Below are 13,512 nucleotides of genomic sequence, written 5' to 3'. Positions count from 1 at the left end.
CAGCGGTGACTTGCTCTTCGAGGACGGTTATCGCGCGCCGAAACGGGCCGCGTCGAAGTTGGCCATCCCCATGTTCTGGTGCGCGTTGTCACCCAACTCCACGTCACCACTGCCGAACGCCGTGTCCATACCGGACTGACCGCCGAGGATCGCGCTCAGCGAGCTGTTCAGGTCCGCCGTGATCTCGTCGGCATGCACCTTGAACGTGTCGAACGCGGCCTTGCCGGCACCGTTGAACTTCCCCTCCAACGGTTCGGCCGCCTGGATCAGCAACCTGATCAGCGTTCCCAGGTCGTCGCTTGAGCCGACGGTGCTCTTCCCGAGCTGCGACAGGGTCGTCGACCCCATGTCGAACTTCATCCACCCACCCCGTAAGCGTGTTGTGCTGGGACTACTCAATCGCCGCTGCTTCACCTCGCGACGCCAGAGCCCACAGTGCGTCGAACATCCTCTCGCACCTCAAGTTGCAGGCGCAACGCGAAAGGGACCGAAGTGGCGTGATCTGGTGCATGCGACAGGGCGAGCCTGAGGGCAATCTGGCCATCCGGGACGGGCTCGTGTCGCCGAATCGGCCGATGCAACCTGGATGAGCGTTGAATCGCCGACCTCGTACGGGGAAACGGCGGTGCCCCGCAACAGGGTTGCGCGCACCGTGCGGCTACCGGAGGGCGACCGCGCGTGCACGCAGGAGGTTGTTGAGCACACGCACCGGTGAAGTCGGGCACAGGGCCAGGCGGGCGTCGAGGGATGCCTCCCACGGTGCGGTGAGACCGAGCATGAGGCGCCGGCGCATGCCAGGGGTGACGTGGGCGCAGCGTGCGGAGACCGAACCGTGGAGGTGCGGATCATGGGCGGGCGTGTTCGGTGATCCGGGCTTGCGCCGGCTCGGCGAGGAACCGATAGGCCGGTCGAGGGTGCCGGTGGCCGCGTCTCTGCGCCCTTGGTCGCGTACGCGACCCGGCGGGCCTGCGAGTCGCCCGGACCGTACCCTGCCGGCGCTGATGTCCGCGGGGGCGTTCGTGGTCAGTTTCCTCGCCGGTTCCGGCGAGGCAGCCTCGCAAGCCTTCACGGGCAAGGGCCAGGACGAATTCTCCGCCGTGAACGGGATCCCTTCGGAGGTGGCCCAGAGGCCCCGCTCCTCTCCGGCATGGCGCTTTCCTACGCGGAATGCCGCACGGCGCGGAGCCTCGGGGCAGGAGGTCACCGGCTCTTCATCGCCCAGGTCGGCGGAGGCGTGGTGCACACGCGTGATCCCCTGCTGTGCCGCATGGGCGAATACAGCGCCTGGCCCCGCCTCGCCGTGGCCGGGGTCTGATACAGGGCGAGGGCGCGCAGGGCGGCCCCCGTCCTGTATCAGGAGGCTAATTCACGTCAGTGCGTCTTCGGCATGCCGAAGCGGAATGCCGCGAAGTCGTCCGGGTACTCGCGCGCCTTGCGAGTGTTGAGCCACAGGCGCAGCAGATCACGGCGGCGGCCCGGCTGGTCCTCGAACGCCGTACGGCCGTGCACCACAAGGTTGTTGTTCAGCAACTGGATGTCGCCCGGCTGGAGCTTCATCGAGATCTGGTGCTCGTCCATGGCACCGATCTCCTGGAAGAGCCGGAGGGCGTACCGCTCGATGTCACTGAGCGGAATCCCGGACCGCGCGGTGGCCGACTCGATGTACTGCGCCATGTAGAAGCGGCAGCTGAGCTGGTCGTTGAAGTAGCCGTACACGGCGTTGCGGTAGTACGGCACCTCGTCGGTCGCCTCTTCGGCCCGTCGGTCGTAGACGAAGCCGCGGTAGTAGAGGCCGAGTAGCTCACGATGGTGGGCGAGCAGGTAGTTGTAGATCGTCATGGAGCTGGCCAGCGTGCTGACCCCGCCGTGTCCCGCGTTGCGCAGGCACAGCAGGCCCACGATGTCGGCGCTGTCGGTGTGGAAAGGCAGCGCGGAACGGGTCCGGTAGGCGCGGGTCACGGTGTTCGGGTCGTCGAGGTCGCCCTCCGAGTGGTCCTTGACATGGGCCATCAGATCGCCGGCCGCATTCTGTGACACCGGTACGCCGAGGTGGAGCCCGATGCCCCAGTAGATCAACTTGGCGTCCTCCACCGACCACTTGTCGACCGGCAGACCGCGCACCACACTGAATCCGCGGCCGAACTCCAGTTCGTCCACGATCGCTTCGAGCCGCCTGCTGAGAGTGGGCAGTGGAAAGTCGTCCACGGAGAGTTTCGCGAGCGGCTCTCCGCACTCCTTCGCGGTACCCAAGGCGCTCTCCAGTTCAGCGATTTCCCGCTCATCGAGGACCTCCGTCCAGGAGCTCGAATCGGTGAAGTCGCTCGCCTGCCAGACTCCAGGTCCGGTGACCGGTTCGGTGCGTATGAAGTGGTTGGAATGCGGGGGCAAAAGATCTCTCCGATCTCGTAATGCGGCGGTTCACGCCGACTGCGCAACTTCCCGCGCGACCGTACGGTTTGAACGCAGGTCGATCATGGTGGTAACCGACCCGAACGTCAAAGCTATAGAAGAGTATTGATGCTCCGTCAGGGCAGCGGGTAGGGTGCCGATGTCCTACCTCAGGCGTGTGCGGTCCGGCCCGCCCGGCCATCAATTCCCGAGCTGTAGCGACGTTGTCTCACCATCTTGGTTTCACCACGAAGACAGTCCGTGTCAGCTTCGGGCACACACAGCCCGCCTCACCCGACGCGTTGAACTCGCCCTGGCCCTGCCGCGGGTCGGCACCGGCCCATCACGGAGAGACAGTGATCATGCCCCCCCGACGGATTCCTGCCCTCACCCTCAGCGCTGCCCTGGTCACGGTCACTCTGGCCGGCTGCGGATCGGGTGCCGACCGGCACTCCACCGACGCTCTCACCGTCGGGCTGGTGGCCGAGCCCGCGACGCTGGACTTCTCCACCACGGATGGCGCGGCGATCCCGCAGGCTCTGCTGGGCAACGTGTACGAGGGCCTGGTCCGGATCGATCAGCAGGGCCGAATACAGCCTGGGCTGGCGAAGAGCTACGACCGCAGCGCCGACGGTCGCACCTACACCTTCCACCTGCGCAATAACGTGAAGTTCACCAACGGGAAGGCCTTCACGGCGGACGACGCCGTCTTCTCCATCAATCGCGTCCGGACGGTCTGGAAGCTGAAGATCGCCCAGCAGATGGACGACGTACGCAGCGCGACGAAGGTGGACGCCGACACCGTCAAGGTCACGCTGAAGCGCCCCAGCAACAACTGGCTGTACTCGATGACCACGCGCATCGGCGCGATGTACAGCCGAGACGGGGTGTCGGACCTGAAGGAACACCCGGTGGGTACCGGGCCCTTCGAGGTGGAGAGCTGGCAGCGTGGCGACAGCCTGGTCCTCAAGCGCAACACCGGTTACTGGGGCGCCAGGCCCGCGCTGGACACGGTGACCCTGAAGTACTTCAAGGACTCCGGGGCCCTGAACAACGCGATGCTCGCCGGGGACATCAACGTCTTGGGCGCCGTGCAGGCCCCCGAGACGCTGTCGCTGTTCAAGGACAAGAGCCGATTCCAGGTCATCGACGGATCCTCGACCTCGGAAGTCGTACTGTCGATGAATAACTCCCGCAAGCCCTTCCAGGACAAGCGGGTCCGCCAGGCCGTGCGGTACGCCATCGACCACGAGGCGCTGCTGAAGACCACCCGCGCCGGCCGCGGCACGCTGATCGGCTCCCAGGAGTCCCCGAGCGACCCCTGGTACGCGGGCGCGTCCAACCGCTACCCGTACGACCCGGCGAAGGCCAAGCGGCTGCTGAAGGAGGCCGGGGCGGAGGGCACCAGCATCCGGATGCGGATCCCCAACCTGCCCTACGCCGTCAGCGCGGCCCAGGTCGTCCAGGACCAGCTGGCTCAGGTAGGTCTCAAGGTGCGGATCGAACCCCTGGAGTTCCCGGCCCGCTGGCTGTCGGAGGTCTTCGACAAGGCCGACTACGACATGTCGATCATCGCCCACGCCGAACCCCGCGACCAGTGGATCTTCGCCGACCCGCACTACTACTTCCGCTACGACAACCCCGCCTACGCCCGGCTGCTCCAGAAGGCCGATGCCGGCTCGCCGCAGGAGGCCTCCGCGGACTACCGTCGGGCGCTGAAGCTGCTGTCCCAGGACGCGGCCGCCGACTGGCTCTACCTCGTGCCGAACCTGATGGTGGCGGACAAGAGCCTGCGGGGCCTGCCGGTCAACCAGGTCGGCGAGGGACTGGAGTTCGCGGGCGTGCGGTGGTCCGGGAAGTGAGCCACCGCGTCCGCAGCGCCGACGGTTGCGGTGCCGTATGAGCCACGTCGTGCGCAGGACCGCGACCCTGCTCGTCAGCGTGGTGGTGGCCAGCTTCGTGGTGTTCGCCTTCCTCGCCGTACTGCCAGGCAACGCGGCGGAGGTCGCGCTGGGCACCAACGCCACTCCTGCGGCCGTGGCCAGGCTGAGCCGGGAGTTCGGCACGGACCGGCCGTTGCTGGTGCAGTACGCCGACTGGGCCCAGGGCCTCCTGCACGGTGACTTCGGCACCTCGTACGTGACGCACGAGGCGATCGGCCCGCGGATCGCGAATCGCTTCGCGGTGACGGTCTGGCTCGTGGCGGGCGGCATGCTGGTGGCCCTGCTGCTCGCGCTGCCCGCGGGTGTGCTCGCGGCCGCCTGGCACCGCACCGGACGCGGGGCCCTGCTGTCAGGCCTCAGCCAGGTCGGTATCGCCGTCCCCGCCTTCCTCGCGGGCATCCTGCTCGTCTACGCCTTCGCGGTACGCGTCGGCGCCCTGCCGGCCGGAGGGTACACACCGCTCGCCGAGGATCCCCAGGACTGGGCCCGGCATCTGGTGCTGCCCTGGTTGTCGCTCGGCTTGGTCCAGGGCGCGGTGCTCACGCGCTACGTACGCTCCGCCCTGCTGTCCGTGCAGCGTCAGGACTTCATGCGCACCGCACGCGCCAAGGGGGTGCGCCGGTGGGCCGCGCTGTGCCGGCACGGGCTGCCCAACGCCGCCATCCCCGTGGTCACCGTCCTGGGCCTGCAACTGTCGAATCTCCTGGTCGGGGCGATCGTCGTCGAGCGTGTCTTCGTCATCCCCGGCCTCGGCGATCTGCTGTTGCGCGGTGTGCAAGACCGCGACCTGCTGCTCGTGCAGGGCGTGGTGGTCGTTCTCGTTGTCGCGGTGCTTGTGGTGAATCTGGTGACCGACCTGCTCTATCGCGTGCTCGACCCCCGTCTGCGGAGCCGCTGATGAGATCCCGGGCAACTCTGGTGACCGGCTGTCTGATCGTCGCTCTCGTGCTCGCGGTGGCCGCCGTCTCCATGGTGTGGACTCCGTACGATCCCAACCACGTGGACGCCGCCCGGCAACTCGCCGGCGCGGGCGGTGAACACCTGTTGGGGACCGACCAGTTAGGCCGTGACGTGGCCAGCCGCCTGATGGTGGGTGCCCGCATCACCGTTTTCGCCGGTGTCGTCGCCGTGGGCATTGCGCTGCTGGCCGGGGTACCCATGGGCGTGGTCGCCGGGATGACAGGCGGCTGGCTCAGCACCGTCATCATGCGCGTGAGCGACTTCCTCCTGGCCTTCCCCGCCCTGCTGCTGGCCATCATGCTGGCGGCCGTCTACGGCTCCGGCACGCTGACCGCGATGGTGGCGATCGGGATCGCCTCGGCCCCGGGCTTCGCCCGGGTCAGCAGGGCCGCGACGCTGCGCGTCATGACCGCGGAGTACATCGACGCGGCACGGCTGGCCAAGCGCGGCCGCGTGGCGATCGCCCTGCGGCACGTGCTGCCGAACATCGCGGACATCGTCATCGTGCAGGCGTCCGTGTCGTTCTCCACCGCAATCCTGGCCGAGGCGGCCCTGTCCTACCTCGGGCTCGGCACGACGCCTCCGACCCCCTCCTGGGGACGGATGCTCCAGGAGTCACAGGATCTGCTCTTCTCCACGCCCCAGCTCTCCCTGTGGCCTGGGCTCGCTGTCGCGGCCACCGTGCTGGGGCTCAACCTCCTCGGCGACGGTCTGCGTGACCGCGTGGACCCTGCTCTCGAAGGAGTGCGATGAGCCCCGGCGAGCCCCTGCTCGAAGTGACGAACCTGACGGTCGACTCAGGTTCGGCGCGGTTGGTGCGCGGTATCGGCTTCACTGTGGCGCGCGGCGAACGGGTCGGTGTCATCGGCGAATCCGGTTCGGGCAAGTCCCTCACCGCACTGGCCTGCCTGGGGTTGCTCGACGACGGGTTGCGGCCGGGCGGGAGCGTGCGCCTCGCGGGCGTGGAGTTCGACCTGCTGGGCGCCTCCGACCGGCAGCTGTCCGCGATCCGCGGCAAGCGCGTCGGCATGGTCTTCCAGGAGCCGATGACCGCCCTCAACCCCGTGCAGAGGGTCGGCTCACAGATCACCGAGGGGATGCGCCTGCACGGCACCCGGCCCACACGCCGGGTCGCCGACGAAGCGGCCGTGGAACTCCTCGACCGGCTGCGGCTGCCCGCCCCCCGGCAGGCGGCCCGCTCCTTCCCGCACCAGCTCTCCGGCGGCCAGCGCCAGCGCGGCGTCCTCGGTATAGCCCTCTCCAACGACCCCGACCTGCTGATCTGCGACGAGCCGACCACCGCCCTCGACGTGACCGTGCAGAAGGAGATCACCGACCTGATCGTCGGCGATTGCGAGGAGCGGGGCACCGCGGTGCTGTTCATCAGCCACGACCTCGCACTCGTGTCGTCCGTGTGCCACCGCGTCCTGGTCATGTACGGCGGCCGGATCGTGGAGAGCGGGCCTGCCGACCGGGTGCTGTCGGCACCGAAGCACCCCTACACCCGGGCCCTGCTCGCCGCCTGTGATCTGACGCCCGGTTCCCGCGCCCGCGCCATCCCGGGCGTCGTCCCCGCACCAAAGGACCTGCCGGCCGGCTGCGGTTTCAGCAACCGCTGCGCGTACGCTGATGAGCAGTGTGCCGCTCCGCCTGAGCCGACCGGCGAGAAACCGGACGACACGGTCGCCTGCTGGCACCACGACGCACTGCCCGCCTGGCCGTCCGCCGCCGAGTCCCCGGACCGGGACCGTACGGAGCCGGCCCACTGCGGGAAGGCCGTGGACAGCGAACTGCTGCTGTCCACGCAAGGCCTCACCCGGCGCTACCAGGGGCGCCGTACCGGCCTCTTCGGCAAGCGCCCGACCTTCAGGGCCCTCGAACCAATCGATCTCGACCTGCGCGCGGGGCAGCGGGTCGGGGTGGTCGGTGAGTCGGGGGCCGGAAAGTCGACTCTGCTGCGGCTGCTGGCCGGTCTGGACCGCCCGAGCGACGGCGGCGTGCGCTACTTCGGGCGCGCCGACGGGCCCAGCGGCGGGGCCGGTTCCAGACTGCAGGTGGTCTTTCAGGACCCCATGGGCTCGCTCGATCCCCGGCTTCGGGTGCGGGAGATCATCGCCGAGCCCCTGCCCGCCCGCCGCTCCGCGGCCGCGCGGGAGCGGGTGTCCGAACTGCTGACGGCCGTCGGGCTTCCCGAAGAGGCCGGCGAGCGCTATCCCCATCAGCTCTCCGGCGGCCAGCGCCAGCGCATCGCCATCGCACGGGCGCTGGCTCCGGAGCCCGCCGTCCTGCTCGCCGACGAACCGGTCAGCGCGCTGGACGTCTCGGTACGCGCCGAAGTCCTCGACTTGCTCCGCACGGCCACGACCGAGCGAGAAATGGCACTGTGTGTCATCTCGCACGACCTCGGTGTCATCCGCTATCTGTGCGACACGGTGCTGGTGCTGCGGGACGGCAGGCTGGTCGAGAGCGGCACGGTGGAGTCGGTGTGGGAGGCACCACGGCACCCGTACACGAAGCAGCTCCTCGGCGCCGTGCCGAGGATGAGGTACTGAAGACCGGCGGCCCGGCCCCGTCCGCTCAACTGCGGCGTGCCGCGCGGGACATCCAGGCCGCGACCGCCGCGCCCGAGACGTTGTGCCACACGGAGAAGATGGCCGCGGGCAGAGCCGCCGCCGGACTGAAGTGGGCGGTGGCGAGCGAGGCCGCGAGGCCGGAGTTCTGCATGCCGACCTCGAACGCCATGGCCCGGCTCGCCGGCCGGCTGAGGCGCGCCAGCTTCCCGGCGACGTAACCGAGCAGCAGGCCGAGGCCGTTGTGCAGCACCACTGCGAGGAACACCAGGGCGGCCGCGTCCTTGATGCGAGCGGCGCTGCCCGAGATGACGACGAGCACGATGACGGCAACGGCGGCGGCGGAGAGCCAGGGAAGCAGCCACAGGACCCGGTCCACGTAACGGCCGACGGCCAGCCGTACGGCCAAGCCGGCGAGGACCGGGACCAGCACCGTCTTGAGGATGTCCACCACCATGGAACCAGCGTCGACCGAGAGGAACTTCCCGGCGAGCAGGAGCGTGAGGGGCGGCGTCACCAGCGGTGCGACCACCGTGGAGACGGTCGCTACCGAGACGGACAGCGCGACGTCTCCCCGGGCCAGGTAGGTGATCACGTTCGACGCCGTACCGCTCGGGGCGCAACCGACGAGGATGACACCGGCCGCCAGCTGAGGGGGCAGATCCAGCAGCGTCGCGACCAGCCAGCCCAGGCCGGGCATGATGACGTAGTGGGCGACCAGGCCCAGCCCCACAGGCCAGGGGCGTCTGGCGATCGCGGTGAAGTCCGGCGGCGTCAGGGTCAGGCCCATGAGGAACATCACCACGCCCAGCATCCACGGCACGGCGGGTGCCCAGCCCGTGAAGTGCGCCGGCCAGAGCAGCCCGATCACACCGGCCGCGACCACCAGAAGGGGGAAGAGGACGACGGCACGTCGTGCCGCCCGGTCGGCGGACGGAACGTCAGCGGGAGGGGAGGGGGCGTCCGGGGCGGTCGGCGTCTCGGGTAACTCAGCACCGGAAACGCTCTGGTGTTCGCTAGGCATGACCGGCACCCTAGCCCGTAGCCGAGTGGTCACCGAAGCATGTGACGGTCGAGGGGGGCGCCGGCAGGACCCGGCCGAGCGGGGTCGCGGCAGCGGGCGGGCGGCCGACCGAGATGTGGACCGCGAGGATGCGGCTCGAACAGGACTCCGTCGCCCCTGCCGCTCCCGTGCCTGCCGGTGTCCGGAGTTCTCGTAGTCATGGCGGCAGCCCGCGTCCCAGGCGGTGCGCTGGTTGCCGCGGGCCGGGGGTGCCAAACCCTTCTTCGTGTGCTGCCGCAACGGTGCCCTTCCGGGCGACTCTCCTTTCTGGAACCCGGGTGGTCGTCAGCCGCGAGGAGGAGTCCTCTGCACCTACTCGCGCTCGGCGTGCCCATAGCGTGCCCTCGAGACCGGTCGGCCACGGGCCGTGAACAAGCCCAGCGGATCGGATTCACTCCCCGGGTTGCCGGCATAGGCATGAGGGTCGGGGCCAGGCAGGAGGCCCATTGCCTCGGAAGGCGGGCGCAAGTTCGAGGGCACACTCGTCCGCCAGGCGGGACGCACGACGTTCGAGTACGACGCACAGGGGCGCCTGGTCTGCCGGACGCGCAGACCTCGCCGTGGCCCAGCCGCTGAAGATGGCCACCGATCTGCAGAAGGGCTTTAGCCTGGACGAGCTCCCGGCCACCGCCATGCATCTGTAGCCTCCACGGACTCCGGCGGACCGTCGCCGCCGGTGAGGGCTGCTTGGGCCCAGGGCGGAGACCTCGTCCGATGTGCTTCGGGGCGAAAGGCCCTGGGTTCGAATCCCGACCGCGACCCGGGGGCCGCGGTGCGAGCCGCAGGGCGGTCGTCGGGTCGTCCGTGCGGTGGGGATGTCAGGCGGTGCCTCGTTGGTCGAAGTGGCTGTTGCGGCCGTTCCGCCGTACCAGTCGGCCCGTGCGGGCGGCTTCCGAGTGGGGGAGGAGGGTCCAGGTGCCGTCGGGGCGGTGGACGGCGGTGGAGTGCCAGGGGGTGGTCCAGATGTCCGGTGCGTCGAGGAGGCGGATGCCGAACTTCGGGGCGCCGATGGGCTGGGGGTGGATGGAGAGGCGGACCGCGCGGGGATGGTGGGCGGCGATCACGGCGCCCCAGGCTCGGCTGCGCTGGATGACGCCGTAGGCGCGTTGCCGGCAGGTTCGCTGGAGGGCGGAACGGGTCCCGGGCCAGTCCGCGGTGTCCTCGACGAGGAAGCGGGTGATGCCCCGGTAGAGGGCGAGGGCGTGGTCGTCGGCGCGGAACTCGGCGCGCAGGGCGTCCACGGCGGGGGCGTAACGCTCGTGGACGTGGGCGCGTTTGGCGTCGTGCGGGAGGTCGCCGAGCGCGTCGCGCAGGTCGAAGACGGAGAGTCTCTCCAGGCCCAGTCGTCGTATCTGCGTGCGCAGGTCGTCGGCGTAGGCGTCGACGTGTTCGTCGGGCACCCCGATGAGGTCGGCGAAGACGTGGCCGTCGGAACAGATGATCACGCGGGCGCCCGGCGGGTAGACGCGCTCGATCTCCGCGCACAGGGTGTCCAGGAAGGTGAGGGAGAGACGTTCGCCCTGGTCGGGGAGGTGCCCGAGCACCTTGGCCGGGTTGGGTGACTTGCAGGGGAAGCCGGGCAGCGCGAAGACGACCGGGGCGCCGTCGCGCACGAAGGCGGCGATGCGGCGCAGCTGGTGGGGGAACGCCTCCGCGGGGGCGGGACCGGCAGCCCGGTCGGAGGTGCGGTGATGGGGCAGGAGCAGGCCGAGGATCTCGGCGCCGACGCGGGTGGCGAGGGTGTCCGGCGCGATCGTGAGTGGCATGTCGTTCCTCCTGGGGTTCGGGGGCACGTCGGCATGGCGCCGCGGCGAAGGTGGTGGCCGGGCGCCGGTGGTCGGCTGGTGGGGGGCGCCCGGGACCGGGCCGGACGGTGCGTCCGGACCCGGAGGGCCGGGCGCCCTTGTCAGAGGCGTCGGTCGTAGCCGACGGGCAGACGGCCGGCGCCGCGGCCGAGGACGGCCGGGATCCACTCGATGTCCTCGTCCCCGGTCGCCAGGTGGAGGCCGGGCAGGCGGGCGAGGAGGGTGCCGAGGGCGACCTGGAGTTCGGCGCGGGCGAGGGCCGAGCCGGGGCAGAAGTGGATGCCATGGCCGAAGGCGAGATGCGGATTGGGGGTGCGATCGAGGTCGAGGGTGTCGGGGTCGGGGAAGCGGCGCGGGTCCCGGTTGGCGGCGCACAGGGAGACGATCACCGAGTCGCCGGCCGGGACCCGCGTGCCGTGCAGGTCGCTGTCCTCGTCGAAGAAGCGCCAGGTGGTCAGCTCGAAGGCGCTGTCGTAGCGCAGGAGTTCCTCGACCGCGCGCGGCAGGAGGTCCGGCTCGGCGCGCAGCCGGGCGAGCCGGCCGGGGTTGCGGAAGAGGGCGATCAGGGCGGTGGTGATCTGGTTGGTGACCGGCTCCTGGCCCGCGACGAGGAGCTGGAAGATCATCGAGTCCAGTTCCTCCGGGGAGAGTTCGCCCCGGTCGCGCGCGACGACCAGGCGGCTGAGCAGGCCGTCGTCCCGGTGCGCCCGCTTGTGCGTGACGACGTCGGCGATGTAGCCCTGCAGACCGTGCAGCCGGGCCTCGTACAGCGGCCGTCCCGGGTCCGTGGGGCCGACCGGCTGGACGACCTTCCCCCAGTCGCGGTCGAAGCGGGCCGCCGACTCCTGCGGTAGGCCGATGACCTCGGCCAGCACCTGGAAGGGGAAAGAGGCCGCGAAGCCGCTCACGAGGTCGGCGGGACCGTGCTCGGGCAAGGCGTCGACCAGCGCGTCCGCCAGTTCCTGGAACCGGGGGCGCAGACGCTCGATCCGGCGGGGGCCGAAGGCGTCGGTGACGAAGCGCCGCATGCGGGTGTGCCGGGGCGGGTCCTGGTGCAGCAGGTGGACCTGGAGCTGTGCGTGCTGGGGCTCCGGCATGATCGAGGCGCGGGCGCGCCAGCGGTCGTTGCCGCGGTCGTGGTCCTTGCCCAGGCGGTCGTCGTTCAGCGCGGCGTGCGCGGCGTCGTAGCCGGTGACGAGCCAGGCTCCGACTCCGCTGGGGAAGAGGACCCGGTGGACGGGGCCGGCCTCGCGCATCCGCCGGTACAGCGGGTAGGGGTCGGCCTTGTAGGGGCAGCCCATCAGCGGGACGGGCTCGGGGAGCGCCTGCTCCGCCCGGTCCGGCGGGGGTTCCTGGATGGTCATGCGGGAGCTCCTCAGAGGACGAGTTCGGGCCGGTAGTGGTCCAGCCACAGCGCGAGGTCGACGACGCGTTCCAGGCGCAGGCGCTGGCCCCACTCCAGCCGCTCGGGCGGGGTGTCGAGGCAGGGTCTGATGCGGGTCTCGTCGGCGATCGCGCACACCGCGTCGGCGGACAGCGCGTCGCGGGCCATGGTCTGCAGGCCGCGGTTGTAGTCGGGGTGGTGGGTGGCCGGGTAGTGGTTCTTCGGGCGGCGCAGCACAGAGTCCGGGGCGAGACGGGAACCCATCGCCCGCAGCAGGCTCTTCTCCCGGCCGTCGAAGCTCTTCAGCGCCCAGGGCGTGGCGAAGGCGTACTCGACGAGGCGGTGGTCGCAGTACGGCACGCGCACCTCCAGGCCCTGCGCCATGCTGAGGCGGTCCTTGCGGTGCAGGAGCTGGCGCAGCCAGCGGGTCAGGGAGAGGTGCTGCATCTCGCGCTGCCGGTGCTCGGCGGGTGTCTCGTCCTCGTGGTGCGGTACGGCGGCCAGCGCGGTGCGGTACGTGTCGTCGCGGAACTCGCCGACGCGCAGGTCGAGTTCCGGGTTCATGGGCATGGCCGCCTCGTCTCCGGTGACCAGCAGCCACGGGAAGGTGCGGGCGGCGAGCGCCGCGGGGTCGTGGAACCACGGGTAGCCGCCGAAGACCTCGTCGGCCGCCTCGCCGGACAGCACGACGGTGGAGTGCCGCCGTATCTCGCCGAACAGCAGGTACAGGGAGGTGTCCATGTCGCCGACGCCGATCGGCGCGTCGCGGGCCGCGACGACGGCTCGGCGGTGCCCGGGGTCGAGCAGGGAGCGCGGATCGAGTACGACCGTGCTGTGGTCGGTGCCGATGAAGGCGCCGGCCTCGGTGGCGAACGGGGTGTCGTGACCGGTGCGCAGCACGTCACCGGTGAACCGCTCGGCCTGGTCGCTGTAGTCGACGGCGTACGAGCGGATCCGCGCGCCGGGGCCTTCCCGCAGCCGGAGTTCGTCGGCGAGCAGGGCGGTCAGGACCGTGGAGTCGATGCCGCCCGACAGCAGGCTGCACAGGGGGACGTCGGCCTCCAGCCGGCTGCGTGCCGCCGCGCCGACCAGGGCACGGACCCGCTCCACGGCGGTGTCCCGGTCCTGATAGCCGAGGACCGCCCACTGGGCGGTCCCGGCCGAGACGTGCAGGCCGACGGCGATGTCCGCCAGGGCCACGTTGACGATGTTCATGTCGAGCATCGCTACGAACGACAGCAGACCGGCCACGGCGACGAGCGGCCAGCGGTTCTCGCCGACGGGTGTGCGACCGGGTGGTTGCGAACCGGGTCCGTGGCGTGTCACGTGCCGCCCCTCACCGTCGCGGGTGGACTGCCGGACGGCAGCCTCGTCCCACAAGTCGGGGGGGATCGCGGGC

General features: G+C 70.4%; 11 protein-coding genes and 1 pseudogene. 5 read left to right on the top strand and 7 right to left on the bottom strand.

Annotation, left to right across the window (positions count from 1 at the left end; all coding sequences use genetic code 11):
- Positions 1-27 precede the first annotated feature (27 nt).
- Together QSK45_RS15175 and QSK45_RS15170 are read right to left on the bottom strand one after the other, a co-directional pair.
- A complete protein-coding gene (locus tag QSK45_RS15175; RefSeq protein ID WP_285557003.1) occupies positions 28-360 on the bottom strand; it encodes a hypothetical protein in 333 nt (110 codons plus the stop codon).
- 298 nt (positions 361-658) lie between these two features.
- Positions 659-841, bottom strand: a pseudogene (locus tag QSK45_RS15170) (LacI family transcriptional regulator); the annotation flags it as partial.
- A gap of 306 nt (positions 842-1,147) precedes the next feature.
- Here QSK45_RS15170 and QSK45_RS15165 point away from each other — a divergent pair.
- Positions 1,148-1,315 (top strand): PNPOx family protein, encoded by a 168-nt coding sequence (locus QSK45_RS15165; RefSeq protein ID WP_285557002.1) that lies wholly within the window; start codon positions 1,148-1,150, stop codon positions 1,313-1,315.
- 56 nt (positions 1,316-1,371) lie between these two features.
- Here the strand turns inward: QSK45_RS15165 and QSK45_RS15160 are convergent, their stop codons facing one another.
- Positions 1,372-2,250 (bottom strand): TauD/TfdA family dioxygenase, encoded by an 879-nt coding sequence (locus QSK45_RS15160; protein WP_285557000.1) that lies wholly within the window; start codon positions 2,248-2,250, stop codon positions 1,372-1,374.
- Between the two features lie 500 nt (positions 2,251-2,750).
- On the opposite strand from QSK45_RS15160, the gene QSK45_RS15155 reads away from it, so the two are divergent.
- The 4 genes from QSK45_RS15155 to QSK45_RS15140 are packed head-to-tail and all read left to right on the top strand — an operon-like array spanning position 2,751 to position 7,843.
- Complete coding sequence (locus tag QSK45_RS15155) at positions 2,751-4,250, top strand: ABC transporter substrate-binding protein (protein WP_285556999.1); 1,500 nt, start codon at positions 2,751-2,753, stop codon at positions 4,248-4,250.
- 37 nt (positions 4,251-4,287) lie between these two features.
- On the top strand, positions 4,288-5,229 hold the full coding sequence (locus QSK45_RS15150) for an ABC transporter permease (protein ID WP_285556997.1): 942 nt from the start codon (positions 4,288-4,290) through the stop codon (positions 5,227-5,229).
- Positions 5,229-6,044 (top strand): ABC transporter permease, encoded by an 816-nt coding sequence (locus QSK45_RS15145; RefSeq protein WP_285556994.1) that lies wholly within the window; start codon positions 5,229-5,231, stop codon positions 6,042-6,044. Before QSK45_RS15150 ends, QSK45_RS15145 begins: the two co-directional genes overlap by 1 nt.
- Positions 6,041-7,843 carry an ABC transporter ATP-binding protein gene (locus QSK45_RS15140; protein ID WP_285556990.1) on the top strand — a complete coding sequence of 601 codons (1,803 nt, stop codon included), beginning with the start codon at positions 6,041-6,043 and terminating at the stop codon, positions 7,841-7,843. The genes QSK45_RS15145 and QSK45_RS15140 overlap by 4 nt, the downstream gene beginning before the upstream one ends.
- 25 nt (positions 7,844-7,868) lie before the next feature.
- Here the strand turns inward: QSK45_RS15140 and QSK45_RS15135 are convergent, their stop codons facing one another.
- The 4 genes from QSK45_RS15135 to QSK45_RS15120 all read right to left on the bottom strand — a co-directional run bounded on the left by QSK45_RS15135 (position 7,869) and on the right by QSK45_RS15120 (position 13,439).
- Positions 7,869-8,885, bottom strand: coding sequence for a bile acid:sodium symporter family protein (locus tag QSK45_RS15135; protein WP_285556989.1), 1,017 nt, complete (start codon positions 8,883-8,885; stop codon positions 7,869-7,871).
- Between the two features lie 857 nt (positions 8,886-9,742).
- Entirely contained in the window at positions 9,743-10,690 is a 948-nt protein-coding gene (locus tag QSK45_RS15130) for an L-tyrosine/L-tryptophan isonitrile synthase family protein (RefSeq protein WP_285556987.1), read from the bottom strand.
- A 140-nt stretch (positions 10,691-10,830) separates the two neighbouring features.
- Positions 10,831-12,093, bottom strand: coding sequence for a cytochrome P450 family protein (locus QSK45_RS15125; RefSeq protein WP_285556985.1), 1,263 nt, complete (start codon positions 12,091-12,093; stop codon positions 10,831-10,833).
- Positions 12,094-12,104: 11 nt separating this feature from the next.
- A complete protein-coding gene (locus QSK45_RS15120; RefSeq protein WP_285556983.1) occupies positions 12,105-13,439 on the bottom strand; it encodes an asparagine synthetase B family protein in 1,335 nt (444 codons plus the stop codon).
- Between the last annotated feature and the right edge of the window lie 73 nt (positions 13,440-13,512).

This window comes from Streptomyces hygroscopicus subsp. hygroscopicus (assembly GCF_030269125.1).
GTDB lineage: Bacteria > Actinomycetota > Actinomycetes > Streptomycetales > Streptomycetaceae > Streptomyces > Streptomyces hygroscopicus_C.
Note: the sequence above shows the minus strand (reverse complement) of the source record. Positions and strands in the feature narration are given on the sequence as shown.